A 23,845-nucleotide genomic window follows, 5' to 3' on the forward strand; every position below is an offset into this window, starting at 1 on the left:
TTTTATTCCTGTACCATTTCGATAAATATCTCTTGCAAGCTAGGCAAAACCTCCTCAAAACGCCGTATAGGCAAGCCCGCAGCCACCACAGCCGCAAAAAGTTCTGCGCTTGTTTGTTCTTCTTGCAAGCGAATTTTTAACCAGTCCTCGCCCTGCTCTAATAGCTCAAAAGCATGCGCAAAATCATTAGCGGCTGGACCTTGAGTTTGGATCAAAAATTCATTCTTCTTAAAGCGCTCTTTGACCTCTTCTACCTTGCCCAAAAATAATTTCTCGCCTTTGTTAATCAAGAGAATCTGCTCGCAAATTTGTTCTACCTGCTCCATGCGGTGGGTCGAAAACAAAATAGTGCTTCCCTCCTCTTTTAAGCGGTAAATTTCTTCTCGAATAATTTGGCTATTCAAAGGATCTAAACCCGAAAAAGGCTCATCCAAAATTAAAAGTTCTGGCTCGTGAATCACTGTCACAATAAACTGAATCTTTTGCTGCATTCCTTTAGATAATTCCTCAATCCGCTTCTTTTTCCAGCCCTCAATATCAAAGCGCTGCAGCCAAGCAATCATCCGCTTTTTGGCCTCTTTTTTTGTCAATCCCTTCAAGCGAGCCAAGTACATAATTTGTTCGCTCACCCGCATTTTTTTATACAAACCGCGCTCCTCTGGCATATAACCAATTTTACGCTGCGTTTTTGGCCCCACCAACTGCCCATCAAAAAAAATCTTTCCTTCATCGGCCTTCGTAATGGCGCAAATCATCCGAATCAATGAGCTTTTGCCCGCCCCATTGGGACCCAACAAACCAAAAATTTGGCCTCGACTCAACTCAAAACTTAGGTCATTCACCGCCTTATGCCCAGCATATTGCTTATGAACGCCTTCCAATTTTAATAAACTTGTATCCAATCTTCTGTTTTTTTCTTTTTTGGGGCTGCCCCGCCCTGCGGGCGGGTCGGGCTGTGTCGCAGCTCGCTAATCACTCGGCCCTGCGCAAAATTTCGCTACGCTCATTTTGCTGGGTCTGCGGCTTTGCCGCACTGCTGTCCATCCCTCAGCCAGTCGTCGCTTCGCTCCTCTTCTTGGACCTATTTACAGCTACAAGACCACTTTTTACCCAAATCAATTACCGTAATTACTCTAGGGTCCGTCTCACAAGCCCCAATCACGACACGCAACTTTTGGCCATCTCGGCTGATGCCCTCATAGGCAAAAGAAGGACAAGGTTGGTCGTTCGGCTTGGTTTTCCGATAATTGATTTTCCCCTTTTCCAAAATTTCTTGAATTTCATAGGCATCAATATGCCGACAAGCAGAACGGCATTGGCCGTGCTTGGTCATCCGCAGTGGCTGCCCCTTAAACTCCAAGTCATCATAATCAAAATCCTTCTTCAGGATGCTTCTCTTGGCTGGTTCATCAGCAGAAGCACTATCCTTTTGCTGAACAATGGCTTCCTGCTCCGAAGGCTGCTGAGGCTCAAATTGACAAGCGCCTAAGCAAAAAAGCACAAATAACAAATAGAGATATCGCATATTTATATATATTCGGTTATGGTCCAAATATTGAACGCTTTTAAATTTCTCACAAGATAAACTATAGATATGAAAAAGCTAATCGTTTTTTGTAGTTTCCCCTTGCTCGCTTTTAGCAGTATGCCCCAAGCAGCCGAAAATCATTTATCTACTGAAACAACAATAAACATTATGGAAGAAAACCTTATGACTGATGACGAGTACGTCATGACTGAAGCAGAAGCCGCAGCCTATAAGAAATTAGCCTTTGGCCTAAGAGACCGCATCAAAGCAGGTGAAGATATTTATGATTTGTCCAAGGAAGGCACTGAAATCCTTTGGCAGGCAAGAGCTGCCTGTAAAAAAGCCTTTACTATTTTTGAAGAGAAATGCCCCTTTGGTGCTTATGAAAAACCAACAGACTACTCGCCTCAAGGAATGAAAGACTTCCTCTCCGATCGTCAGGGAGCTTGGCGAGCTGGAATCCCACACAAAAACTACTTCAAAGAGGAGTCTAAAGCCTTTATGATGCTTAAGATGTGGTTTAAGATGCACGAAGCACATATAAACTTCCTCAATGATGGCAAGAAGGAGGCGCTAGAGTTTGCCAGCTTATCCAAGCGTTTTTATCTGCGTTTTCTTAGCCCCAAAACAAGATTGGAAAAAGGCTATAGCAAAGAACAATACCAAAAAATGTATGGCGGAGCTGCACGCTAATCATTAGAAAAAAGGGCTGTCGAAAATTCGACAGCCCTTTTTGGTTTAATCGCGAAGCAAAGCTTCAAACTTCTCAAAATAGGGAGGGAGTTCTGTTTGCTGGAGCCTGTTTTGGCCCAAAAAAGCTTCCTTTAAGGCCCAAAGTTGTAGTTTTTCTTCTAAGCTACGTTTAGGCAGCTTTGCTAAAACAGCATACAAAGGCTCAAAGTCGCTAACAACGGCCTGAAAAAAAGCGAGGGCTTTATCATTTAGGCCAAATTCTTCTAAGTTTTTGGCTACGCCAATCATATCTGGACCAATAAGCTGGGCCGCATGGCTAAAAAAATGCTGGCTGAGGAGCAAGCGGGCGTAGCGCATGCTCAACTCTCCTTCCTTATCTTTGCGGTCCTCAAAATAGCAGGCCATATAGAGCAACCAATCTCTCAATTCTGCTATTTCTTCTAGCTTTTTATTTTCCTTGTTTTGGACCAAAAAATTAGCGGCGAAGTTGAGCAAGGGCAAAATGCGGTAAGCCAAATCTTGGGCGGCTTTGGTTTGCTTGAGCTCCGATTGCCAGAGATCCAATAAGCGGCAGGCCTCAATTAGATCGAGCCAAAAAGGCATTTGGCTATTTAGGTCCAAACTACCAACTTCTTCCTCTGTTTTATATCCGCCTTGCCAAAGCCAGAGCCGCAGCATCCAGCCACCCGGCCAGTTATCGTTTTGGCTAATTTGGGCCCAAGCCCATTCAGCAGCTTGGGGATTTTGGTACTTGAGCAAGCACTCAAAAAAAGGTCTATTGGGGCTTTTGCCCAAAAAAGGATAGAAGTCCGTCATGATTGGCGATTTATTTTGGCCCAAAGTTGCAAATTCAAAGGGAAAAGCAAGGCCCAAATTCTACTCTTTTTTATTTTTTTGTAATTTTGGTCCCTTTGGAGCCTCTTTTTGCGGTCTACAGGCCCGAAGGGCCGCAGGCTGAGGGATGGATAGCAGGGCCGCCGAAGGCGGCAGACCAAAGCGCTTAAGCGCTGCAGGGCCGAGCGAATAGCGAGCTGCCGAATAGCCCGACCCGACCGAAGGGAGGGGCAGCCCCAAAACAACAACATTTAGCCGATAAACGAGATATGAAAACACCCAGTAGCGACTTATTCCGAATGATTCAGGCCATGAGCTCGGCCGAAAAACGCTATTTTAAAAAAGATAGTCGGGATAGTAATACTTCGCACCTTTTTGATTTGATCAATGAGCAGGAAGAATATGATGAAGAGCAGATTAAAAGACGGTTGCGCGATGCTTCTTTTGCCAAAAACCTGAAGGTGCACAAAAACCGCCTGCAACAGCTTTTGCTCAAGAGTTTGCGGGCTTATCACGAAGAAAAAACGGGGCGTTCTAAGGTGCGTGTCCTTTTGGATAATGCCGAAATTCTGATCCAAAAACAGTTGTATGATTTGGCTATTGGGCAATTGGACAAGGCCAGCAGTTTATCGGAAGAATATGAAGAATATGAGCTTTTGCTCGAAACTCAATCGCTACAAGCGCGACTAGGCGGTGCCTATCAAAAGGCCAAAGCGCCTTTTTTGGCCCTACAAGAAACGGCGGCGCTCTTACACAATTATAGCCAATACGCCTTGCTCAACGAGGAATTGAGTCGAATGATGAACGCCCCTTGTAGTCCCTTAGAAACCAAAAGTCGCTCGAGAAAAATGCAGCAGATGCTGCAAGCGCAAATTTTGGAAAAAGATTATCAGCCAGCGAGCAGCAAAGCCATGCGCAGTTGGTTACAATCGCAGGCGCTTTTGGCCAAGGCCAAAGGCATGGATCAATCGGCACTAGAATATAGTCAGGCGGCACTAGACAATATGGAAGAGCAGCCTAAACTTTTGGAAGCGCAGGCGGCTGCCTACCTCAAGTTATTGATGAATCATTTTAGTTTTTCTTTGGGCCTTAAGGAAGAGAAAGAGCTTTGGCAAGAATTTGAAAAAGCGGAAGCTCATTGCAAAAAGCATAAGTTTTTGTATCCAAGATTGCTGCATTTGCATCTGCTCTTTTTGCTACATTGGCAGGGCCAAGCTGCGCATGAGCGCATGGCTATTTTCTTGAGCGATCATACACTTCCACTCATTAAACGCTATGGTTTGGAGCAACAGGCTATTCTTGAGCAGCTGCTGCCTTTGGCGCTTAATCCGCTTTATTTATCAGGCAATTATAGCGAATTACAAACTTGTATTCAGCTTTTGCAAGCTATGGATTTGCCCAGTTTGAATGCCAAAACTATTGATTTAATTAGTTATTGGGAAAGCTTTAGAGCGGGACAACTAAAAACAAAAGCTAACGAGATCGAAAATGACCTTAAGAGTTTGGGCCGACAAGCGAGTCGCTATCCTTTTTATGAAAAAAACCTCAAATTGTTGCTTCAGCTCAGCGACTTGAGCCAAGAAGGACAAGGCGAGTTGCTCGCCCTTTATGCCCAACAATTAAAAGCCCTTCCCAAGGATGCAATTTGGCAGCAGTGGAACCAATTATTGCCCTTAGAAGAATACTGGAAGGGAATTTTATTTTTTGGGGCTGCCCCTCCCTTCGGTCGGGTCGGGCTATGTCGTGGCTCGCTGCTCGCTCGGCCCTGCAGTTTTTTCGCTTCGCTCAAAAACTTTGGTCTGCGGCTGCGCCGCACCAGCTTCCATCCCTCAGCCTGCGGCCCTTCGCCCCCCCCTAGGGCCAAGACCCTAGGCTATAGAAAAAATCGTCATCCCCTCCTTCGAGGGGATTTGCTGTTCCACTAGGCTCCATCAGCAAAGAAGGGCTTTAGCCCGCTCTTTGCACAGCCCCACAACCATGGGCTTTAGCCCATGACCCCAAAACTGCCCAACCGCCGAAGAAGACAGCCCAAAGAAAAAAGACAGCTGAGCGGCCTAGCGATGGTAGGCAGTGCGGCAAAGCCGCAGACCCAGCAAAAACTTGTTTTTTGCGCAGGGCCGAGCGAACAGCGAGCTGCCGAACGACAACAAGGACTTTAGTCCGCTGTTCGACGACCAAAGGGAGTAACCGCCCGCCGAAGGCGGGAGGCCCCAAAAAAACTGGTTAAAAATGAATGTAGAAGCCTAAAAATTTCTTTTTTCGTACCTAAAATTACAGTTGATTTTTTGTTCTTCACCATCTATTTTAGATATCCATATTCCATGTCTTATTGGTTTATAATATTTTTCGAGCACTACTATAGGCATAAGAGTTTCTGGATCATAAGGTGATGCATATTTTAGTAGCGTCTCCTCTGGTATAAAAAGTAGTCCTTTTAAAAATTCACCATCAGTATAATATTTAAAATGTATTAAATTTCCTTTTTTATCAAGTAACAACTTTTTATTCCCATCAACTACCAATAGAGTAGTATCTTTAACAGTCGATGGTATTTTTATTAACTTATATCCTATATCTACAGGTATACCATACACTTCAGACATTGAAACATTGCAATCAATATGAATAGGATAATTCATATCTTGAGACAGGAGTTCACAAAAAAATAAAAACATAACACAAATTACCAGCATCAAATTTTTCATACTATTAAATTTTAAGGGTCGACTCCAATTGAGACATCTCTACTTCCTGTTGCTGCACCAGCTCCTGTACTATAAATTTGCTCTTCCCCCAAAATTAGGATAGTAGCTTAAGGTGGAAAAACGGAAGAAAAAAGTCGTATAACGAAGCACTGTATCACAAAAAAGAGATAAGAAAGCCCCTAGTTGCTTTCTGCAAAATCACTTCCCCTGTTCAACAAGGACGAACCTTGTGCTTGAATCAATAGAATAGGTATAAGAAATATGCTCATTTTCAATGATGATTTGCCCCCTTTTTGCAAAGGCTAGGTTCTCCTTAAAATATTCTTCAGGCTCATCATAAAATAGGTATAAAGCAATTCCCCGAACTCTATACAATTGAGCTTCTTCTATTATAGCGTTTTTTAAATTCGTAGGATTATACATTTGCATCGTATCCGTATCACACAACCTAGCTGCTCCCAGTAGGATAACATTAGCGTTCTCTAGATCCCCATTTTGAGTCTTCGGTATTGGTAGATAATAGTCAATGTAAAAATCCTCTTGTTTATAACTTTCCAAATCCCTTTTAATAGGTCCATGACAAACAATATGAATACGATCCACAGTCTCCTTGTATCTATCCTTAGGATTTGAACAGCTCAATAACAACAGAACGAAGCTAATTTTTTTATTAAACACCCTGCCAATTTCCAAAAAACACATAGACACAACTATCTAAATACCACACACTTAGTCCTTATCTTTCTTCAACTCTAACCTCATCATTATATCGGTCTGCTCATCATCTCCAAGCCTGAAAATATGTTTGTCAAATTCTACAAATCCATTTTTCTGATAAAAGCGGATAGCTCGGGAATTTTCTTCCCAAACACCTAACCATAGATAGCTTACTTTTCTATCTTTAGCTACCTGCATTGCTTTCTCATACAGTAACTGCCCCACCTTTTTACCATGAAAATGCTGCAATACATAGATACGTTCTATTTCAAGACTACTGTTATCCTGTAATTCGGTTTGGGAATTTCCAAAATTCAATTTCAAGTAACCAATAACTTTATCATCAAAAACAGCAAAGTAAAATTCTGATAGTTCGTTGTTGAGTTCAGTTATTAATTTTGCTACAGAAAAACCCTCATTTAAATATTTTGTCATATTTTCTTTGGTATTTCCCACCGAAAAGGTTTCACAAAATGTTTGTCTGCCTATTTCCTGTAATTGAGTAACATTATCTAATGTCACTCTTTTAATTTCAATTTTTTCCATTGTCATTTATTATTTTCTAGTGTGGTAATGCTTTAAGCTAGCCTTACCACATGCAAGATAGTTAATTATAAAAAGATTCCAGCTCCTAGGCGGCGAAGCCGCTGCAGGCCAAGTGGAGGTCAAAAAGTTTCTATTTTTTTTGACGATCTAGCGCTGACAGCTAAAGCTATGCTTAAAAGCAGCAATCAAGTCATTTTATTTTTGGCTGTTTGTCTATACAAAGCCAAATAAGAGAGCCGATAAAAATCAAATAGTTTTAATGAAGGTTGAGGCGCAAACAACTGCTTTTCCCAACTTTTGTGCATAATTCGGTGTATATGAGCCCATAAAGGGGCAAAAAACTGGACCTTCTTCCAAACCCGCCAAAGCTTTATATCGTCTAACATAGGAAAAGCGGCTGTAGTAGACAAAAAATGCAGGTTTTCTACGGCTTGCTTAGATTTGGCCAAAAAGGCCGCATTTTCATCTAGGCCCAAATGAATAACGGCATTATCTATTTGTCGAATCTCTTTTTTTTCTTGGGCCAATTGCCAGCCCCAAAGGCTGTCTTCATGCCCATACTGCTTGAGCTGCTCCTCAAAGGGTTGGGCCAAAGCCCAAGCCCGAGGCAAAGCAAAATTATTACTCATAAAAGAAGCATAAGGCTGCGCTTGGCGCGTTGCCAGAGGGCGTACTTCTCGAGTTCGGCCATAGGTCCAGTGCAAACTAAATTTAGCTGCGGGGCAAACTGGGGCGTATTCTCTCCCACCAACCAGCACCCAAGGCCCCAAATGATGGAGGTATTGGGCCAAAAAATTGGGCGAACTGGGCCAACTGTCGGCATCCAAATACAACAAATAAGGCTGGCTAGCCATTTGGGCCAAGCGATTGCGAATAGCCGCCCGACCAATATTTTTTTCTAAAAAAACCTTTTGCAAAAAAGGATGCTCAGGTAAATTTCTCAGCTGTTGCCGATAAGTTTCCGCAGAGCCATCATCCATACAAATTAACTCTAGGGCTATATTCTCGGCCTCCATTTGCTGTAAAAGCGCTTGTAGAAGCGGGCCCACCTCATAATTATAATTGGGTATTAGAATCGAGAGCATAAAATCAAGTAAACAATAAATTATTTAAAAGTCTTTATTAACTGAATGTTCAAGCTTGGTTTTTGTGGTCTAGAGGAGCGAAGCGACTGGCCTAGCGATGTGTAGGGGTGGCCGAAGGCCAGACCAAAGTTTTTGAGCGAAGCGAAAAAACTGCAGGGCCGAGCGAGCAGCGAGCCCCGAAACGCAGCGCCGCAAGGCGAAGCCGCAGCTGAGGCCCCAAATTACTTTAATTCTTCATTTAAAAAAATACGGCCAGCAGGCCCCTAACTATGCAAAAAACCACTACCCTTTTCTTCAGCTTTAGCTTAATTTTTATTCTTTTATCAGCCTGTACCTTTAGTCGAATTGGCATTCATATGATGCCAGCGGTTTCGGACTACAAGCTGTTTCCCAAAGATACTATTTTTGCAGCGGCTCAGCCTTCTGCATCCTTTATAGAGGCGCAAAATCCCGATATTTTGCCGCCTTTGGCCCATTGGGTGCCTAGCGATTACCGTAAAGGGGAAGAAAATTGGGCGCGGTTTATGAAAATTAGCCATAGTACGGCTTTTTTGGTTTTGCGCAATGATAGTTTGTTGTTTGAGGATTATGCCAATGGACATGAAAAATATGATCCGCAGGTTGTCTTTTCTATTTCTAAATCGATTACGGCCCTATTGGTGGGAATTGCGATTGGGGAAGGAAAAATGTCGGTGGAGCAGCCTGTTTCTGATTTCATTCCAGAGTTTTCGGATCCAGAACGCCGAGGCATTAAGATATTTCATTTGCTCAATATGGTTTCGGGCATCGACTTTAAGGACGAGCGCGATTTTGGCAAGCTCTCGGTCCTTTATTATAATAACAACCAAGATAAATACATTAGGAATTTTGATGCGATAGAGCATCGGCCGGGGACCCATTTTGCTTATAAATCATTAGCCACTCAAATTTTGTCCACTTGCTTAGAAGCTGCCACAGAGCAAGCCATTGGCGATTATTTATCGAGCCGACTTTGGCAACCCATGGGTATGGAATGTCCCGCTTTGCTTACTGTAGATAGCAAAGAAGCTAATAACCAACGGGCTTTTGGTGGTTTTGCACTCTGTTCTAGAGATTTATTGCGTTTGGGGCAACTCCTTTTATATAAGGGCAATTGGCAGGGCAAACAGTTGGTCCCCAAAGATTTTATCGAGCAAATTATCAATCGTCAGGAGGATGGCCGTGCTTATTGGGGCTACCGCAATTGTTTTTGGCGAAATGGCGATTTAGAAAATGGCCTTTTTCAGGATCGCGACTTTTTTGCCTCTGGTTATTTGGGCCAATTTATTTATGTCAACCCCAAACGGAATTTAGTCGTGATTCGACAAGGGACCAAAGAGAACTTCCTTTGGCGCTATGTTTTTAATCGCTTAGCCCGAACTTTGGATGGCGAAAGCACCGACCTAAACGACCATTGCCAAAACTTTGAGGCCCAATTTGAAGGCGTCTATGAAGCCGAAGATGGAGAAGAAATCCAACTCATTGAACGGATAGACAAAAAAGGAGAACCCTTCTGGATTTGGAAAGGCCCCAAAGAAAAAAAGCAAAAGCTCAAGCGCTTTGATGGACTTTGCATTGGAAAAAGAAATCTAAGAATCAAAAAACGACTGGTTTTCAATAAAATAGGCCAAGACATTCAAGGCTTTTATTTAGACAATCAAGATCAGGTGGATTTAAAATACTACCAAAAGAAATCGAGCCTTTCGCTCAAAGGCCGAAAAGCCCTGATAGCCGAATTTTAAAAAAAAGCCCCATGCACTAGTGCATGGGGCTTTTTTGCGTATATTTTAGGCCTTTTTTTGGACCAAAATACGCCAACATCATGATTCTCGCCTTAGACCAAGGAACCAGCAGCTCTAGAGCCCTGCTTTTTGATCAAAATGGCCAATTGCTCGGCCTCGAACAACAAGAATTTCAACAATATTATCCCCAAGAAGCCTGGGTAGAACATGATGCCGAAGAAATTTGGCGCTCTCAACTACAGGTGGCCCAGCGCCTGATCGAAAAAATGCAAATTTCTCCTCAAGCCATCCAAGCAATTGGCATTACCAACCAAAGAGAAACCACTATTTTATGGGATAAAAAAACGGGCCGCCCCGTTCATAGAGCCATCGTTTGGCAAGACCGCCGAACCGCTAGCTATTGCGAAGAGCTTAAACAAGCCGGCCATGCCGATTATCTCCGCAAACATACAGGCCTTTTAGCCGATGCCTATTTCTCGGCCACCAAAATACGTTGGATCCTAGAACATGTTCCCCAAGCCAAAGCCCTAGTCGAAAAAGAACAGCTTTGTTTTGGCACCGTTGATAGCTGGTTGCTTTGGAAATTGACCAATGGAAAGGTCCATAAAACAGACCCTAGCAACGCTAGTCGAACGCTGCTCTATAATTTGCATACAGGAAATTGGGACCCCAATTTGTTAGATATTTTTGGCATTCCCGCCCATATTTTACCCGAAATATCCGCCTCTTCGGGCCTCTTTGGCCATACAGATATTTCTCTTTTTGGGGCAAAAATTCCCATTACCGGCATTGCAGGCGATCAGCAAGCGGCCCTCTTTGGACAAGGTTGTTGGCAGGCGGGTAGCGTAAAAAACACCTACGGTACCGGCTGCTTTATGCTGATGAATACCGGAACTCAGGCCCAAAGTTCTAAATCGGGCCTACTCACAACCGTCGCCTGGGAAATTGAAGGCGAGCGAACTTATGCCCTAGAAGGAGCCGTTTTTGTAGCTGGTGCCGCTATTCAGTGGCTGCGAGACAGCCTGCGCATCCTCGATTCAGCCAAAGATTCTAGCTATTTTGCTCAGCAGGTAGAAGATACCAATGGCGTTTATTTTGTCCCTGCCTTTGCGGGCCTGGGCGCCCCTTATTGGGATATGTACGCTCGGGGCGCCATTTTGGGCCTTAGCCGAAGCAGCACAAAAGCCCATATTGTTCGAGCGGCTTTAGAATCCCTAGCCTATCAAACCAAAGATTTACTTTTGGCCATGCAACAAGATGCCCAACTGCCTTTGGTCCAACTCAAAGTGGATGGCGGCGCCTCGGCCAATGACTTTCTCATGCAATTTCAAGCCGATATCCTAAATGCAGAGCTTCTTCGTCCCAGCCTCCAAGAAACTACCGCCGCTGGAGCAGCCTATTTGGCCGGCTTGGGCGCCAAAGTCTGGAGCAAAAACGATATTCAAGGCTTTTTGGCCCAACAAGCCCAATCTTTTCAACCCAATATGCCTGCTGCCGACCGAGAAAATCGCTATACCCGCTGGCTAAAAGCCGTTGCCCGAACTCGACATTGGGCAGAGGAATAATTGTTTTGAGCACTATTTTTTGGGGCTTGCCGCCTATGGCGGCCGCTCCCCTTTGCAGCTCGCAAGCCTGCTCGGCCCTGCGGGCTGCCGCCCTTTGGGCGGCACTGCGACGGGCAGCTAAGCCTGCGGCGGCTTCGCCGCCTGCAAAACGCAGTTGGACCTAATCATAGCTCAAACGAATCAAGCGAAACTTATTGTTCCGCTCACTAATCGCCAAAGTCGTTTTGGCAGAAACCTGCTTGGCTCGTTGAAATTCTGGCAAAATAGCCGAGCGTTTTGGCCCAAAAAGACGTTGCCGTTCAGCCTTCCCCCTTGCATCTACAGTATATTCATAAACTCGCCCCAAATAGCGAATTTCATCATTGTAGATAAAGCGCAGATGACGAGCCGTTTTCATCAGAAAAAAAGAAGAGTAACGCCCCTCATCGTTCTCCGATTTTTGCTGTTTGAACAACACCTCTTGCCAATGCAATTCTCCAGAGGGGTGTATAGAACTTAGCAAAACATTCTCATAGAGATAATCCGTTTGCCGAATGGGCGTATGATCTTGGTAATAGGTTCGATGATTATTGTAGTCATATTTTCGGTAGCGTTCGGCCACCAATAAAATCCCCCCATCTCGACGGGGAATCAGCTCCCGCAAACGCAGATATTCCACTCTACGCAGATTTTTTCGCTTTTGGCCTGTTAAGCTACGAATTAGTGTATCCTCAAAAGGATGTAATTTGAGCAGGGCCTCCTCTTGCATATCATAACGCAAATAAAATAGCCCCTCTACTTCATTGCCCGATTGATAATAAAGGCCTGCGACAAGCAGCTGCTGATTAAGCTCATCATAATCAACTAAATAGCCATCTGTTTTAGCCACGCCAAAATCAATTTTGTGCTTTTTGTGCTCCCCTTCCTCTGAAATGCTAAAGAGTAGAAAATGATGATCATCTCGTCGAAGTCGGTTTTGAAACTCAAAGAGTAAAAGCACTTCGCCCGAATTACAAATGACAATATGTTCTAAGCGCTTAAAGTTTTTAATCTCAAAATCTTTGAGCGTATACTCCCAGCGCAGCTGCCGATCTGCTAGGTTATAACAGCCCCATTCAATTTCTCGATTATTCACCTTATAAAAAACTAAGAGTTCTGACCTATCTTGAGAGAGCTCCCAACGCAAGCTATTATAGGAAATAGTATTTTTAAAAAAGAGTAGGGCTTCATCTGCTAATTCTTGGCCTTGCCCATCAATTTCCTTCATTCGGATCTCTGTATTGCCATCAAAATGGATGGCATAGATAATCTGGAAGCGATCCTGTTGCTGAAGGGTTTCCATAAAAAATACATTATTTCTTTTATAGCTGATGCTTGCCTCCCATTCCTCTTCTAGGTTCATTCGAAAACTGTGAATGCCATGGTCTTTACCTACACCTTCACGATAGACATAATAAAGGCTATCCATTTGGCCCAAAACAAAACAATCTCGGTCTCGCCCCATGCTATAAGCAGGTGAGCTACTTATAGTCTGCGCCCAAAGGCCAGAGGATGCTATAAGAAAACAGAAAAAAAAGGGTGTAAGCTTCATATAGGCAGTTTTTAAAGAAGTTCATTGTCCGTACAATTTAAAAGTGCTAATTTTGGCCCAAATTATTAAAATTGGGCTGGCGATCTGCAACAGTGGCCGAAGGCCAGACCAAGTCGGCGAAGCCGCCACAGCGAAGCAAGTAACAGCGAGCTGCGACAACCAGCCTCAAAGAGGCGCCAGTTCGACGACCGAAGGGAGTAACCGCCGCCTTTTATAAAAGCGGAGGCCCCAAAAAACAACAAAAAAAAATTAAATAAAGATATTATGCGTGTCTATTCAATTCTTCTATTTTTTGGCCTTTGCTTAGCACTTGGTGCCTGTAATAACGAAAATGTAAATGAGCGTCCACAACAAAAATATGATATTCCAGCGATTGACCAACTGAGTCAACTAATTGCTAAAAGTCCCCAAGATGCTAGTTTGTATGCAGATCGCTCCCGAGCATTTTGGGAGGCTGAGCTTTATAAAGAGGCCGAATTAGATGCTGAGAAAGCATTAGCTTTAGATTCTACTAAGGTAGAATATTATGCCGTTTTAGCAGATGCCTATTTTGATAATCAGCATTCTTTATCGGCTATTAAAGTCTTGGAAAAGGCCATTGATCGTTTTCCACAAGCGGTCCCCCTTTATTTAAAATTGGCGGAGATGCAGAATATCGTCAAGCAATACCAAGAAGGTATGCTTATTTTGGATAAGTTAGAAAAGATACAACCTAGCCAGCCCGATGCACTTTATTTGCGTGGAAATATGCTACGCGATATGGGAGATACAGCTCAGGCTATGGAGAGTTTTCAAGCTACAGTAGAGCAAGATGCCGATTATTTAGATGCCTATATGCAATTGGCCATTTTGGGAGATAAAATAAACGCTCCCTATACGGTAAGCTATATTGATAATGCTTTGCGGATTGATTCTACTTATGAAGATGCCCTTTTACTCAAGGCCCAATATTACCATTTCCGTTCTCAATTTGAGGAGGCTGAAGCCACATACAAACAGGGGATTTTGCGGCAGCCCATGAGCCCTAACCTCAATTACAACCTGGCGCTCATGTACTTAGAACTAGGAGATAGTGCAGCTAAACAAACGGAAAAAGCGCAAGACTTTTTCACTAAAGCCCTGCGCCATTTTGACAATGCCACAAAATTTGACCCTCAATTTGCCGATGCCTATTATTATAAGGCTATTGCTGCCGAGCGCCTAGGCAAAAAAGAAATTGCCCTCAAAGAGTATGAAAATGCCTTAAACATGGAAGTTCTCTTAAAAACTGTAGACCCCGCCACTGTAGAAGCAGCTATGGCTCGCCTGCGATCCTAATCTTCCTGTTCTTCTTCTCCTTCTTCCTCCTTATCTCTCAACTTTTTGTCATCGACATTTTCGTTGAGAAAGTCATTTAGGCGGTCAATAGAAAAAGAACTCTTGATTTCACCAAACTCATTGATGTGGATTTCAAAACCCTCAAGGTCTTTATGCATCTTGGGGGTTTTTCCTTTTTTATTCTTGCTCATAATTAGTTATTTTGATCAGTCTAAACTAAAGCTTTAAAATTTATGCTGCAAATCTCCCCTTATCTATTTTTTCTGTTGCTCTTTGCTTCGCCTTTATTTGGGCAGCAGCTTCCACTTAGTCAGGAGTATCAGCAGCAGGCCTTTTTTCTCAATCCTGCTGCTCTGGGCCAAGAAGGTGTTCAGCAAATTCAATTAGGCTACAAACAGCAATGGTTAAACATGCCCGAATCACCGAGAACAGCCAGTTTAGCCTACCAACACTGGCTGGAAGATAAAAACATGGCCTGGGGATTGGCCTTGCAACAAGATAGAACTGGCCCAAGTTCCTATACCGCCCTACAATTTTCTTACGCCTATCAATTGCGCTTTGGACGAGCAAAAAAAGGCGAATTCGGACAGCGTCTAAACTTAGGTTTAAGTTTATCCACCCTGTACTATCAGCTCCGAGGAGAAGATTTATTAGCCTCGGACCCCAACGACCCCCTCATTATCCAAAATAATGAAAGCCAATTGCTGCCAGAGGCGGCTTTGGGCGCAGTTTACCATACTGAACAGTTTCAATTGGGCTTTTCGGTCCCTCAAATTTTAGGCCTCAAGCTACGCTTTTCCGATGGACAGTCGCTATCCGATTTAAGACGAGTAGCCCATGTTTATTTGCATGCCGCTACCAAAATTGATTTTTATTCTGGTAGTTTTAGAAAAGCTGGCGAAGCCCCAAAACATCGTATTATTCCACAAATTTGGTTTCGCTACGCCCTCAATGCTCCCTTTGGCGTTATCCTCAATGCCCAATATATTTATGATCAGCGCTTTTTGCTGGGCCTTGGCTATGGCAGCGAGGGTAGCCTAATGTTTTCTTTGGGCACACAGCTAAAAAAACGCTATCGAGTGAGCTATATTTTTAGCCAAACAGCCAGCACTTTAGGCCCACAATTGGGCAGTAATCATGAAGTACTTCTGGCCTATACCCTCTTTGCCAATGGAAAAGGCTGGCAACAGCCAGCCCTCCCCTCTGTTTGGAGCAAATAACTAACTGCCCCAAAAAATGTTTTGCAAAAGGTCCTCTATATTTGAATAAAATTATATTTTTGTTTTGTCCACCTACTTATAGGTTGGTGAATCAACAAGTGTTTGAGGGATTGTCTCTAAAGGCGATCCCTTTTTTATTGGGCCAAAGCCTTAATCTCTATTCGCCAGTTATTGGCCCTTCTTTTTGCGGTATCATTGGCATTGATATTTTGACTGCTGCCTCGGCCCTTGAGCGTTAACTGACTAGCCGAAATGCCCTTGGCCACTAAATAATTGACTACACTTTCTGCTCTAGCCTTAGAGAATATGCGATTGGTCGCTTCCTCTCCTGTATTATCACTATGGCCCGAAATTTCAAACTTTTGTTGGGGAAATCGACCCAGATTCTCAGCCAATTCATCCAAAATAGGGAGACTTTCGGCCTTGAGGCGCTCCGTCCCCGTCTCAAAGGCAATTTCCTTTAGCCAAATGCGCTCTTCGGCCTTAAAATCTTGGCCCTTTTGGTAATTTACCAATTCTACTTGGCCCTTAAAAAGCGTCACCGAAGCCCAATCTATATAAATATAAGCACAATCTTTTTTTCCAAAATCACGCAGGCTCATCTCATTGTTATCACTAAAATTACCTAAGGTCAAGTAGCGCTCACCTCCCTCTGCCTTATAAATAGCCGAGACTTCTTGCCATTGGTATTGCTCCCGAATTTTACCATTATCAGCCCGCAACTTCAGCGAAGGGCCCTCCAAACTAGTATAACCCTCCACAACCTTGGGCGCCACCGTGTCAAAGCGCAAACCCAATTCATCTATAGGCGTATAACAAAAACGAATTGGGCGGCGCAACCTCATTTTGACCAAATATTCTTTATTGGCCGCTAAGGGCTCTTCCAATTCTCCCGTTAGATATTCTCCTTCTTTGGCCAAACCCAAGCCCGCATAAACCTTCCCCTCGGCAGGAGTAGGCATTTTTAGGGCCTGAATATAAGTTTTTCGTTCAGGCAGTAAGGGACAGCCCGGATTAAAAAAATTGGGCTGCCCCGCTGTTAGCTGCCAAGCCCTAGGCGCAGAAACCAATTCGGTACTATCATCACAGTTGCAGCCCTCCTCAAAAGAAGGGTTTTTTAATAGGTTGTTTTGGGCCATGAGTGGCTGTCCCAATGCCCATAAAAAGGCAGCAAAAATCAATTGACGCATAAGTTTTATTTTTTGTTTTTGGGGCTGCCCCGGCCAAGGGGCGGGTCGGGCTGTGTCGGGGCTCGCTATTCGCTCGGCCCTGCGCGGGCTTTGCCCGCTGGGTCTGCGGCTTTGCCGCCCCCCTATCCATCCCTAAGCCGGCGGCTGCGCCGCCTCTAGATGCAGTAAGTTCTTTTCCTCCTAAGAATACATAATGATGCCAAAAAGTTAGTAGAATCGCTTTAGGATTTTAGATTTTTTTGCGTCCTACATTTGGCCCAGCGCTGCGCAGCGGTGGCCGCAGGCCAGACCAAAGCCCGCAGGCGGCTGCAGGGCCGAGCAGACCTGCGAGCCGCGCAGCATAGCGGCGGCCGACCTAGCCGAAGGCTAGCCGGCCGCGGGCCCCAAAAAAAAAGACCAAGACACAAAAAAGTGCTTGGTCTTCAAAGAACTAATCTTTGTTATTTTGCTTAGCAGGGCTGATTATTCGCCACCGCCAATTGTATAAGTCAAGCCTACAGTAAGGCCACCCATTACGTTATAAGCTGTACCGCGAGAAGCAGAACCTGCATCATCGGGAAAAGCAGAAGGGTTGGTCAATGAAACATAAGGGCTAGCATCATAAGACTCTTCGCCTTCGGGATTGCTCAATGAGCCAGAGAGGTGGAAAAGTACCAAAATTTTCATGTTTTCATCAATATTGATGGCTCCACCCATTTCTACAGTAGCCCCAAAAACTACATCATTGTAGATTTTGTAGTTTTCGCCAGTAAAGGGGTTTTCTACCTGAGTCAAATCAATGTCTTCACGATCCATACGAACAATAGAGCCACTATTTTCGTCATAGTTGTAAACGGCCTTGCTAAGAAAATCTAGGTGAGGACCAAAACGGAAATAAGAAGTGAAAGAGCCTTCTGTGCTTCCATTAAATTTTAGCAAAACGGGAACACGGACATAAGTCAATTTACGAGAATATACATCCATATCTTCCTTATTGCTTGAAGATGCTTTGTTGATGTAATTCTGACCTTGCTGAGAAAGGTTTAGCCCAACTTGAAGCCCCATACTTTCCGTAAAGTTAATTCCTAAATGAGCTCCGGCATTATAGCCAAAAGTTGCTTGTAGGTCCATGTCATCGCCCTGAGCAAAATCTTCATCGTTGATGATCCAGCTAGTAGCAGGCGTGAAAGTGACGCCAAATTCTAGGCCTTTTTGGGCAAAGCCAAACTGTGCAGCCATTAGAAAAAGAGCTAGTAAACTTAGGTTACGCATTGTTTTTCTTGGTGTTAAGGTGATTAAATATGTTGTGTGCGGCAAAATTAAGAATATTTTAGATAGTCTTGCTATCCAAAATCATTTCTGTCACCGCTTTTTAGACTGAAGGAAGTCGGTGGAAGTTGGAAAAGCTTTATATTTTAAGGCCTATTTTGAAAGCTGCAAAAATTGCTAACCTTCCCTAAATCATGATTATGAACAGAGTCTTTTTTCTACTCTTCTTTCTATGCCTCTTTTCGGGTCAACTTTTGGCCCAACTCTCTGGCTTAATAACCGATGAAAAAGGAGAACCCCTTCCCTTTGTCTCCGTTTACCTACAAAAAGAATCCGTAGGTACAACATCTAATATAGACGGACGCTATATGCTTCGTCTAGCCCCTGGAGAATACCAATTGGTTTTTCAATATGTGGGCTACAAAAAAAAGGTCATCAACTTAAACTGGACTGCAGATGAGCAACTAGAACTCGATGTAGAGCTAGAACCGCTGGACCTCCAAGCCCCAGAAGTCGTCGTCGATGGCTCTGAAGATCCCGCTTATGGTATTATCCGACAAGCCATGAAAAAGCGAAAGTTTTACCTCAAACAAGTCGAAAAATTTAGCTGTGAAGCCTATGTAAAAGGCGCTCAAGAAATTAGTGAGCTGCCCGAAACCATTATGGGGCAATCTACAGAAGAGTTTAGAAAGCAGTTAGACTCCTCTGGCAGTGGCATGGTTTATCTGTCCGAATCCGTTTCTAAGATTTATGTCCAAGGCAATCAAGTGAAAGAGGAAATGATCTCTTCTAAGGTGAGCGGCGACGATAACGGCTTTAGCTTTAACTCTGGCGCAGCCATGATGGATATGAATTTCTATCAGAACTATACCGAGCTAATTGATGCCCGCCTGCTCTCTCCTATTGGCCAAGGCGCACTCAACGCCTATAAATACAAACTGCTCAATACCTTTTTTGATGAGGGCAAAATGATTTATCAGGTCCAAGTAATTCCCAAAAATCCCTTAGGCCAACTCTTCTTTGGCGATATCTATATTGTGGATGGCGAATGGTGTATCCATAGCACCGACCTTAAAACGACGGGCAAAGCCACCAATATTTCTATCCTAGATACCGTAGCCTTTAAGCAATTACATGTAGAAGTACAGGATAGTGTATGGCGCCTATTCTCTCAGGAAATAGAACTCAATATCAATCTCTTCGGAATCGAGGTTTCTGGGGGAATCATTGGCGTTTTCCAACAATATGACCTGAATCCAGAATTTCCCAAAAAGCTCTTCAATAACGAAATCTTTTCGGTAGAAGCAGAGGCCAATAAGAAAACTGATATGTACTGGGATAGTATTCGCCCCCTCCCCTTATCCCAAAAGGAGGTGGTCGAATATCAAATTAAGGATAGCTTACAAGAGATCCTCAACGACCCCGCCTATATTGACTCTATGGACCGCATCGCCAACCGCCCCAGCTGGACCCTGCTGATGTCGGGCTATAGCTACCGCAAACGCAACAAAGGCTATAGCTGGTCCATCTCGTCCCCCCTCTACAGCTTTATGTACAATACCTTACAAGGCTTTTACGGGAACATCAACCTAGGCTACAACAAACGCTTCAATAAAGAAAATACCCGCTACCTCAATGCCGATATGAAGCTGCAATACGGCTTTGCCGATCAACGCCTCCGCCCCTCTGGCAGCCTCTTTTTTCGCTTCAATAAAATCAATGATGCCAACCTGACGATTAGCGGAGGGAATCTGGTCAAACAGTTTGTTGAAGACCCTCCCATGAGCCCCCTCATCAACAGCTACACCTCTTTGGTCTACCGCCAAAATTATATTAAAGCCTACGATAAAACATTTATCCAAGCCCGCTACTCTCAACGCCTGTTTAACGGCCTTCGCCTCCTCTTTGAAGCCGAATACGCCCACCGACAAGCCCTGAGCAATCAGGCCGATTATAGCTTTCTATTCAGAAACAAAAGAGAATTTTACTCGAACCAGCCCTTAGATTTTAATCAGCCTCCAGCAGAAGATACCCTGGCCTTCCAAAGCAATAATCTTTTGCTCTTTGACCTTCGCTTCCGCCTCCGCTTTGGCCAGAAGTACCTCTCTTACCCCAAAGAACGCATCTATCGCCCCAGCAATATTCCCGAAATTTGGCTGATTTATAAAAAGGCCCTCGCCCTAAATGAAGAAATGACGGCCTTTGATTACCTAGGCGCTTATATCCAAAAACTAGATTTGCCCCTAGCCGGAATCGGAAAGTTCAACTGGCGAACAGAGGCCGGCGCCTTCCTGCAAACCGAAAATATGCGCTTTATCGATTATCAGCACTTTCGCGGTAACCAAACCTTTTTTGCCCAAAGTGGCAAGCAATGGCGCAGCTTTCAGCTCTTGCCTTACTATGAACACAGTACCATGGACTATTTTGTGCAGACCCATTTCGAACATCAATTTAATGGCTTTCTCTGGAACAAACTGCCCGGCCTCAAAAAACTAGGCTTCGAAACAGTCCTTGGCGTACACCACCTCTACACCCCCGAAAAAGGCAACCATCTCGAAGTCAATTTTGGGATCGATCGCATCGGCTGGAAGCTCTTCCGCATTATTCGATTAGACGCCGTTATGGCCATCCGAGAAAATAGAACCCCAGATTGGGGCGGCGTGATTAGCTTTAATTTCTCCCTCTAACTTCCTTTATATTTTTTATGTTTTGGGGCCCGCGGCCGGCTAGGCTTCGCCTAGGTCGGCCGCCGCTATGCTGCGGGGCTCGCAGGTCTGCTCGGCCCTTCAGCCGCCTTTGGCGGCTTTGGTCTGGCCTGCGGCCACCCCTCCGCAGCGCTGGGCCTGCGGCGGCTTCGCCGCCTGCTAGATCTAGCTATTTTTCCATAGCGCTAGGCCAACAAGCAAGCTAAAACCCTTCTTTGCTGAGCAGAAAAAAGTGCTTCTAGGAAAAGAAAATTTGCGTTTACAACACAAAGTTACTACCTTTAAATATAGGTCTATAGATTTGGTCCAATTGGTCGTTCTACAGGCGGCGAAGCCGCCGCAAAGGCGCGAAGCGCCTCGGCTGAGGGATGGAAAGCGGTGGCCGAAGGCCAGACCCAGCGGGCAAAGCCCGCGCAGGGCCGAGCGACCCGACCAACAGGAGCCGACGCAGCGAAGCAAGTAACAGCGAGCTGCGAGACAGCCCGACCCAAGGCCAAAGGCCGCAGGGGCTGCCCCAAAAACAAGTCAAAAAGGCAGAATATTTAGAAGGGAATAGCTTTTGGCCTACAGGGAGACGGTTTAAAAAAGAGGCCTAATGCCTGATTTTTTTTGCTTAGAAAAGGATTAAGCGGGCAAAACTACTTAAGTTTAGGCCCAACCGACTGACAAGCTGTCAGCGACTGGCAGCGAGAGCCAAAACTGGCTCGCATTCACTACAAATAATCAGCATGTCAAAAAAAGAAAACGATTTGAATCCAGAGGAAGAAATGGAAATTTTGCCCTTTTTCAGTATAGATGAGCGCGAAGAGCGTTTGATGCAGGAAGAGGAATATAGTTATGACCTTCCCGTATTGGCATTGAAAAACACCGTTTTATTTCCTGGGGTAGTTATCCCCGTTACGGTGGGGCGGGAGCGCTCTATTGCGGCGGTGCAGGATGCCTATGCCAACGGCAAGCATATTTTGGTATTTGCCCAAAAAGATATGGAGGTAGATGAGCCAAAACTGAAAGATCTGCATGCTTTGGGTGTGGTGGCTAAAATTCTGCGTTTGATCAAAATGCCCGATGATAGTTTCACGGCTATTTTGCAGGGGCGTCGTCGTACGGGTCGGCAAACCAAAGCCTTACAAACAGAGCCTTTTTTGCGGGCCGAGCCAATTTTGTTGGTTGATGAGTGGCCGAAGAAGAAAGAGCAAATAGAGTTTGAGGCGACCTTACAGGCTATTCGGGATAAGAGTGAGGCTTTAATAGATATTAGTCCGCAGATTCCTTCGGATGCGGTACAATTGCTTCATAAGATTCAGAACTCTGGATTTTTGGTCAACTTTGTGGCCACCAATATGCAGGTGAGCGTTAGTGCCAAGCAAGAGTTGCTCGATGAGAGCAAAATGCTCAAGCGGGCCAAGATCCTTTTAGAGCAATTGAGTATTCAGTTGCACATCACGGAGATTCGGGCCGAGTTGGAGGAAAAAGTGCGGGAAGAGATGGAGAAGCAGCAGCGCGATTACATCCTCAACCAACAGATGAAGTTGATTCAGGATGAGCTGGGCGAAAATCCGCAGAGTCAAGAAGTAGATCGTTTGCGGGCCAAGGCCGAGCATAAGGACTGGTCGGAAGCGGTTCAGGAAAAATTTGATCGGGAATTGCGTCGTTTGGAGCGCACCAACCCTATGGCACCCGACTATTCTTTGACGCTCAACTACCTAGAGACCTTAGTCGATTTGCCTTGGAATGAGTTCAGTGAGGATAATTTTGATTTGAACAAGGCCGAAAAGATTTTGGACCATGATCATTATGGTTTGGACAAGGTCAAGGATCGGATTTTGGAATATTTGGCGGTTTTAGAATTGCGTCAAGACATGAAAGCGCCAATTATTTGCCTCTTGGGCCCTCCTGGTGTGGGAAAAACCTCTTTGGGGCGTTCTGTGGCTTCGGCCCTGAATCGGGAATACATCCGTATGTCGCTAGGCGGCCTGCATGATGAGTCAGAATTGCGGGGGCATCGCAAAACCTATATTGGGGCCATGCCTGGTCGCATCATTCAATCTTTGAAAAAAGCGGGGACCTCTAATCCTGTTTTCATTTTGGATGAGATTGATAAAATGGGTCGTGGACAGCGAGGCGATCCCTCTTCTGCCCTACTAGAAATTCTAGATCCCGAGCAAAACAGCAGCTTTTACGACAACTATTTGGAGTTAGATTATGACCTTTCTAAGGTGCTCTTTATTGCGACCTCCAACTCCTTGAGTTCTATTCAGCCGGCGCTTTTGGACCGGATGGAAATCATTGAGCTATCGGGTTATTCGATAGAAGAAAAACTGGAAATTGCCAAGCGCCACTTGATTCCCAAGCAGCGCAAAGAGCATGGGCTTTCGGGCAATCAGTTTAGAATTGGGGCCAAAGCGCTACAAACCTTAGTTTCGGATTACACCCAAGAGTCGGGAGTTCGTAAACTCGAACGCCAAATTGCTCGTTTGATGCGGATTGCGGCCAAGCAAATTGCGCAGGGCGATAAAAAGCAAGTTCGCTTTGCCAATGCTCAAGATATTGAGGAGGCATTGGGCATCAAAACCACCATTAAGGATATTTATGAAGAAAAGTTGCCTGCGGGTGTAGCTGTTGGTTTGGCTTGGACCCAAGTGGGGGGCGAAATTCTCTTTATTGAGGCCAGTCTAAGCCCAGGTAAGGGCAAGCTTCAATTGACGGGGAACCTGGGCGATGTAATGAAAGAATCTGCGGCCTTAGCCCTTTCTTATCTGAAGAGCCATGCGGAAGAGTTTGGCATTGAGGCCAGTCTTTTTGAGCAGCGAGATGTGCATTTGCACGTTCCTGCTGGAGCGGTGCCCAAAGATGGTCCTTCTGCGGGAATTACCATGCTTTCAGCCTTAGCCTCTGCCTTTAAAGGCAAAGCCCTACGCTCTCATTTGGCCATGACTGGAGAAATCTCTTTAAGAGGTCGAGTGCTTCGGGTAGGTGGCATCAAAGAGAAAATCTTGGCAGCTAAGCGGGCTGGTGTCAAAGAATTGATTCTTTGCGAGGACAATCGTCCGCATGTTATGGAAGTTAAAGAGGAATACATCAAAGGCCTAGAGTTTCACTATGTGAAGCGCATGGAAGATGTACTCAAAATAGCCTTGCGTTAATTTCAGCTCAAGGATAGCA

Annotated in this window: 19 protein-coding genes; 8 read left to right on the forward strand and 11 right to left on the reverse strand. The window is 44.6% G+C overall.

Going from position 1 to position 23,845, the window contains the following annotated elements; genetic code table 11:
• Positions 1-2: 2 nt before the first annotated feature.
• Together PPO43_RS00150 and PPO43_RS00155 are read right to left on the reverse strand one after the other, a co-directional pair.
• Positions 3-902 carry an ABC transporter ATP-binding protein gene (locus PPO43_RS00150; protein ID WP_272619700.1) on the reverse strand — a complete coding sequence of 300 codons (900 nt, stop codon included), beginning with the start codon at positions 900-902 and terminating at the stop codon, positions 3-5.
• Positions 903-1,081: 179 nt separating this feature from the next.
• Complete coding sequence (locus tag PPO43_RS00155) at positions 1,082-1,525, reverse strand: DUF4258 domain-containing protein (protein ID WP_272619702.1); 444 nt, start codon at positions 1,523-1,525, stop codon at positions 1,082-1,084.
• A 69-nt stretch (positions 1,526-1,594) separates the two neighbouring features.
• On the opposite strand from PPO43_RS00155, the gene PPO43_RS00160 reads away from it, so the two are divergent.
• Positions 1,595-2,221, forward strand: coding sequence for a hypothetical protein (locus PPO43_RS00160; RefSeq protein WP_272619703.1), 627 nt, complete (start codon positions 1,595-1,597; stop codon positions 2,219-2,221).
• 45 nt (positions 2,222-2,266) lie between these two features.
• Here the strand turns inward: PPO43_RS00160 and PPO43_RS00165 are convergent, their stop codons facing one another.
• Entirely contained in the window at positions 2,267-3,037 is a 771-nt protein-coding gene (locus PPO43_RS00165) for a hypothetical protein (RefSeq protein WP_272619705.1), read from the reverse strand.
• Between the two features lie 287 nt (positions 3,038-3,324).
• Between PPO43_RS00165 and PPO43_RS00170 the strand changes: the two genes are divergently transcribed.
• Positions 3,325-4,980: a hypothetical protein gene (locus PPO43_RS00170; RefSeq protein ID WP_272619707.1), complete on the forward strand. Its 1,656-nt coding sequence runs from the start codon at positions 3,325-3,327 to the stop codon at positions 4,978-4,980.
• Between the two features lie 318 nt (positions 4,981-5,298).
• On the opposite strand, the gene PPO43_RS00175 is transcribed toward PPO43_RS00170, so the two are convergent.
• The 4 genes from PPO43_RS00175 to PPO43_RS00190 form a co-directional block, all read right to left on the reverse strand.
• Positions 5,299-5,760, reverse strand: coding sequence for a hypothetical protein (locus tag PPO43_RS00175; protein WP_272619708.1), 462 nt, complete (start codon positions 5,758-5,760; stop codon positions 5,299-5,301).
• Between the two features lie 198 nt (positions 5,761-5,958).
• A complete protein-coding gene (locus tag PPO43_RS00180; RefSeq protein ID WP_272619709.1) occupies positions 5,959-6,462 on the reverse strand; it encodes a hypothetical protein in 504 nt (167 codons plus the stop codon).
• 27 nt (positions 6,463-6,489) lie between these two features.
• Positions 6,490-7,023 (reverse strand): GNAT family N-acetyltransferase, encoded by a 534-nt coding sequence (locus tag PPO43_RS00185; RefSeq protein ID WP_272619710.1) that lies wholly within the window; start codon positions 7,021-7,023, stop codon positions 6,490-6,492.
• 185 nt (positions 7,024-7,208) lie between these two features.
• Positions 7,209-8,108: a glycosyltransferase family 2 protein gene (locus PPO43_RS00190; RefSeq protein ID WP_272619711.1), complete on the reverse strand. Its 900-nt coding sequence runs from the start codon at positions 8,106-8,108 to the stop codon at positions 7,209-7,211.
• 269 nt (positions 8,109-8,377) lie between these two features.
• Here PPO43_RS00190 and PPO43_RS00195 point away from each other — a divergent pair, with 269 nt between their 5' ends.
• Both PPO43_RS00195 and glpK read left to right on the forward strand, forming a co-directional pair.
• On the forward strand, positions 8,378-9,868 hold the full coding sequence (locus tag PPO43_RS00195) for a serine hydrolase domain-containing protein (protein ID WP_272619712.1): 1,491 nt from the start codon (positions 8,378-8,380) through the stop codon (positions 9,866-9,868).
• 80 nt (positions 9,869-9,948) lie between these two features.
• Complete coding sequence (glpK, locus tag PPO43_RS00200) at positions 9,949-11,433, forward strand: glycerol kinase GlpK (RefSeq protein WP_272619713.1); 1,485 nt, start codon at positions 9,949-9,951, stop codon at positions 11,431-11,433.
• 160 nt (positions 11,434-11,593) lie between these two features.
• Here glpK and PPO43_RS00205 read toward each other — a convergent pair whose 3' ends face one another.
• Positions 11,594-13,003, reverse strand: coding sequence for a hypothetical protein (locus PPO43_RS00205; RefSeq protein WP_272619714.1), 1,410 nt, complete (start codon positions 13,001-13,003; stop codon positions 11,594-11,596).
• Between the two features lie 264 nt (positions 13,004-13,267).
• Here PPO43_RS00205 and PPO43_RS00210 point away from each other — a divergent pair, with 264 nt between their 5' ends.
• The gene (locus tag PPO43_RS00210; protein WP_272619716.1) at positions 13,268-14,320 is read left to right on the forward strand and encodes a tetratricopeptide repeat protein; all 1,053 of its coding nucleotides are present in this window, start codon (positions 13,268-13,270) and stop codon (positions 14,318-14,320) included.
• On the opposite strand, the gene PPO43_RS00215 is transcribed toward PPO43_RS00210, so the two are convergent.
• Entirely contained in the window at positions 14,317-14,511 is a 195-nt protein-coding gene (locus tag PPO43_RS00215) for a hypothetical protein (protein WP_272619718.1), read from the reverse strand. The genes PPO43_RS00210 and PPO43_RS00215 overlap by 4 nt on opposite strands.
• Positions 14,512-14,553: 42 nt before the next feature.
• Here PPO43_RS00215 and PPO43_RS00220 point away from each other — a divergent pair, with 42 nt between their 5' ends.
• Positions 14,554-15,540 (forward strand): PorP/SprF family type IX secretion system membrane protein, encoded by a 987-nt coding sequence (locus PPO43_RS00220; protein WP_272619720.1) that lies wholly within the window; start codon positions 14,554-14,556, stop codon positions 15,538-15,540.
• A gap of 134 nt (positions 15,541-15,674) precedes the next feature.
• Here the strand turns inward: PPO43_RS00220 and PPO43_RS00225 are convergent, their stop codons facing one another.
• Positions 15,675-16,730, reverse strand: coding sequence for an OmpA family protein (locus tag PPO43_RS00225; protein ID WP_272619722.1), 1,056 nt, complete (start codon positions 16,728-16,730; stop codon positions 15,675-15,677).
• A 462-nt stretch (positions 16,731-17,192) separates the two neighbouring features.
• A complete protein-coding gene (locus PPO43_RS00230; RefSeq protein WP_272619724.1) occupies positions 17,193-17,981 on the reverse strand; it encodes an outer membrane beta-barrel protein in 789 nt (262 codons plus the stop codon).
• Between the two features lie 197 nt (positions 17,982-18,178).
• On the opposite strand from PPO43_RS00230, the gene PPO43_RS00235 reads away from it, so the two are divergent.
• Positions 18,179-20,665 (forward strand): DUF5686 and carboxypeptidase regulatory-like domain-containing protein, encoded by a 2,487-nt coding sequence (locus PPO43_RS00235; protein ID WP_272619726.1) that lies wholly within the window; start codon positions 18,179-18,181, stop codon positions 20,663-20,665.
• 746 nt (positions 20,666-21,411) lie between these two features.
• Entirely contained in the window at positions 21,412-23,826 is a 2,415-nt protein-coding gene (lon, locus tag PPO43_RS00240; RefSeq protein ID WP_272619728.1) for an endopeptidase La, read from the forward strand.
• The last annotated feature ends 19 nt before the right edge of the window (positions 23,827-23,845 follow it).

The sequence above is a fragment of the Saprospira sp. CCB-QB6 genome, from assembly GCF_028464065.1.
Lineage (GTDB): Bacteria > Bacteroidota > Bacteroidia > Chitinophagales > Saprospiraceae > Saprospira.

Excerpts from the sequence above, each read along its gene's own strand:
- PPO43_RS00155 (WP_272619702.1), bottom strand. The coding sequence starts at position 1,525 with ATGCGATATCTCTATTTGTTATTTGTGCTTTTTTGCTTAGGCGCTTGT.
- PPO43_RS00160 (WP_272619703.1), top strand. The coding sequence starts at position 1,595 with ATGAAAAAGCTAATCGTTTTTTGTAGTTTCCCCTTGCTCGCTTTTAGC.
- PPO43_RS00165 (WP_272619705.1), bottom strand. The coding sequence starts at position 3,037 with ATGACGGACTTCTATCCTTTTTTGGGCAAAAGCCCCAATAGACCTTTT.
- PPO43_RS00170 (WP_272619707.1), top strand. The coding sequence starts at position 3,325 with ATGAAAACACCCAGTAGCGACTTATTCCGAATGATTCAGGCCATGAGC.
- PPO43_RS00175 (WP_272619708.1), bottom strand. The coding sequence starts at position 5,760 with ATGAAAAATTTGATGCTGGTAATTTGTGTTATGTTTTTATTTTTTTGT.
- PPO43_RS00180 (WP_272619709.1), bottom strand. The coding sequence starts at position 6,462 with ATGTGTTTTTTGGAAATTGGCAGGGTGTTTAATAAAAAAATTAGCTTC.
- PPO43_RS00185 (WP_272619710.1), bottom strand. The coding sequence starts at position 7,023 with ATGGAAAAAATTGAAATTAAAAGAGTGACATTAGATAATGTTACTCAA.
- PPO43_RS00190 (WP_272619711.1), bottom strand. The coding sequence starts at position 8,108 with ATGCTCTCGATTCTAATACCCAATTATAATTATGAGGTGGGCCCGCTT.
- PPO43_RS00195 (WP_272619712.1), top strand. The coding sequence starts at position 8,378 with ATGCAAAAAACCACTACCCTTTTCTTCAGCTTTAGCTTAATTTTTATT.
- glpK (WP_272619713.1), top strand. The coding sequence starts at position 9,949 with ATGATTCTCGCCTTAGACCAAGGAACCAGCAGCTCTAGAGCCCTGCTT.
- PPO43_RS00205 (WP_272619714.1), bottom strand. The coding sequence starts at position 13,003 with ATGAAGCTTACACCCTTTTTTTTCTGTTTTCTTATAGCATCCTCTGGC.
- PPO43_RS00210 (WP_272619716.1), top strand. The coding sequence starts at position 13,268 with ATGCGTGTCTATTCAATTCTTCTATTTTTTGGCCTTTGCTTAGCACTT.
- PPO43_RS00215 (WP_272619718.1), bottom strand. The coding sequence starts at position 14,511 with ATGAGCAAGAATAAAAAAGGAAAAACCCCCAAGATGCATAAAGACCTT.
- PPO43_RS00220 (WP_272619720.1), top strand. The coding sequence starts at position 14,554 with ATGCTGCAAATCTCCCCTTATCTATTTTTTCTGTTGCTCTTTGCTTCG.
- PPO43_RS00225 (WP_272619722.1), bottom strand. The coding sequence starts at position 16,730 with ATGCGTCAATTGATTTTTGCTGCCTTTTTATGGGCATTGGGACAGCCA.
- PPO43_RS00230 (WP_272619724.1), bottom strand. The coding sequence starts at position 17,981 with ATGCGTAACCTAAGTTTACTAGCTCTTTTTCTAATGGCTGCACAGTTT.
- PPO43_RS00235 (WP_272619726.1), top strand. The coding sequence starts at position 18,179 with ATGAACAGAGTCTTTTTTCTACTCTTCTTTCTATGCCTCTTTTCGGGT.
- lon (WP_272619728.1), top strand. The coding sequence starts at position 21,412 with ATGTCAAAAAAAGAAAACGATTTGAATCCAGAGGAAGAAATGGAAATT.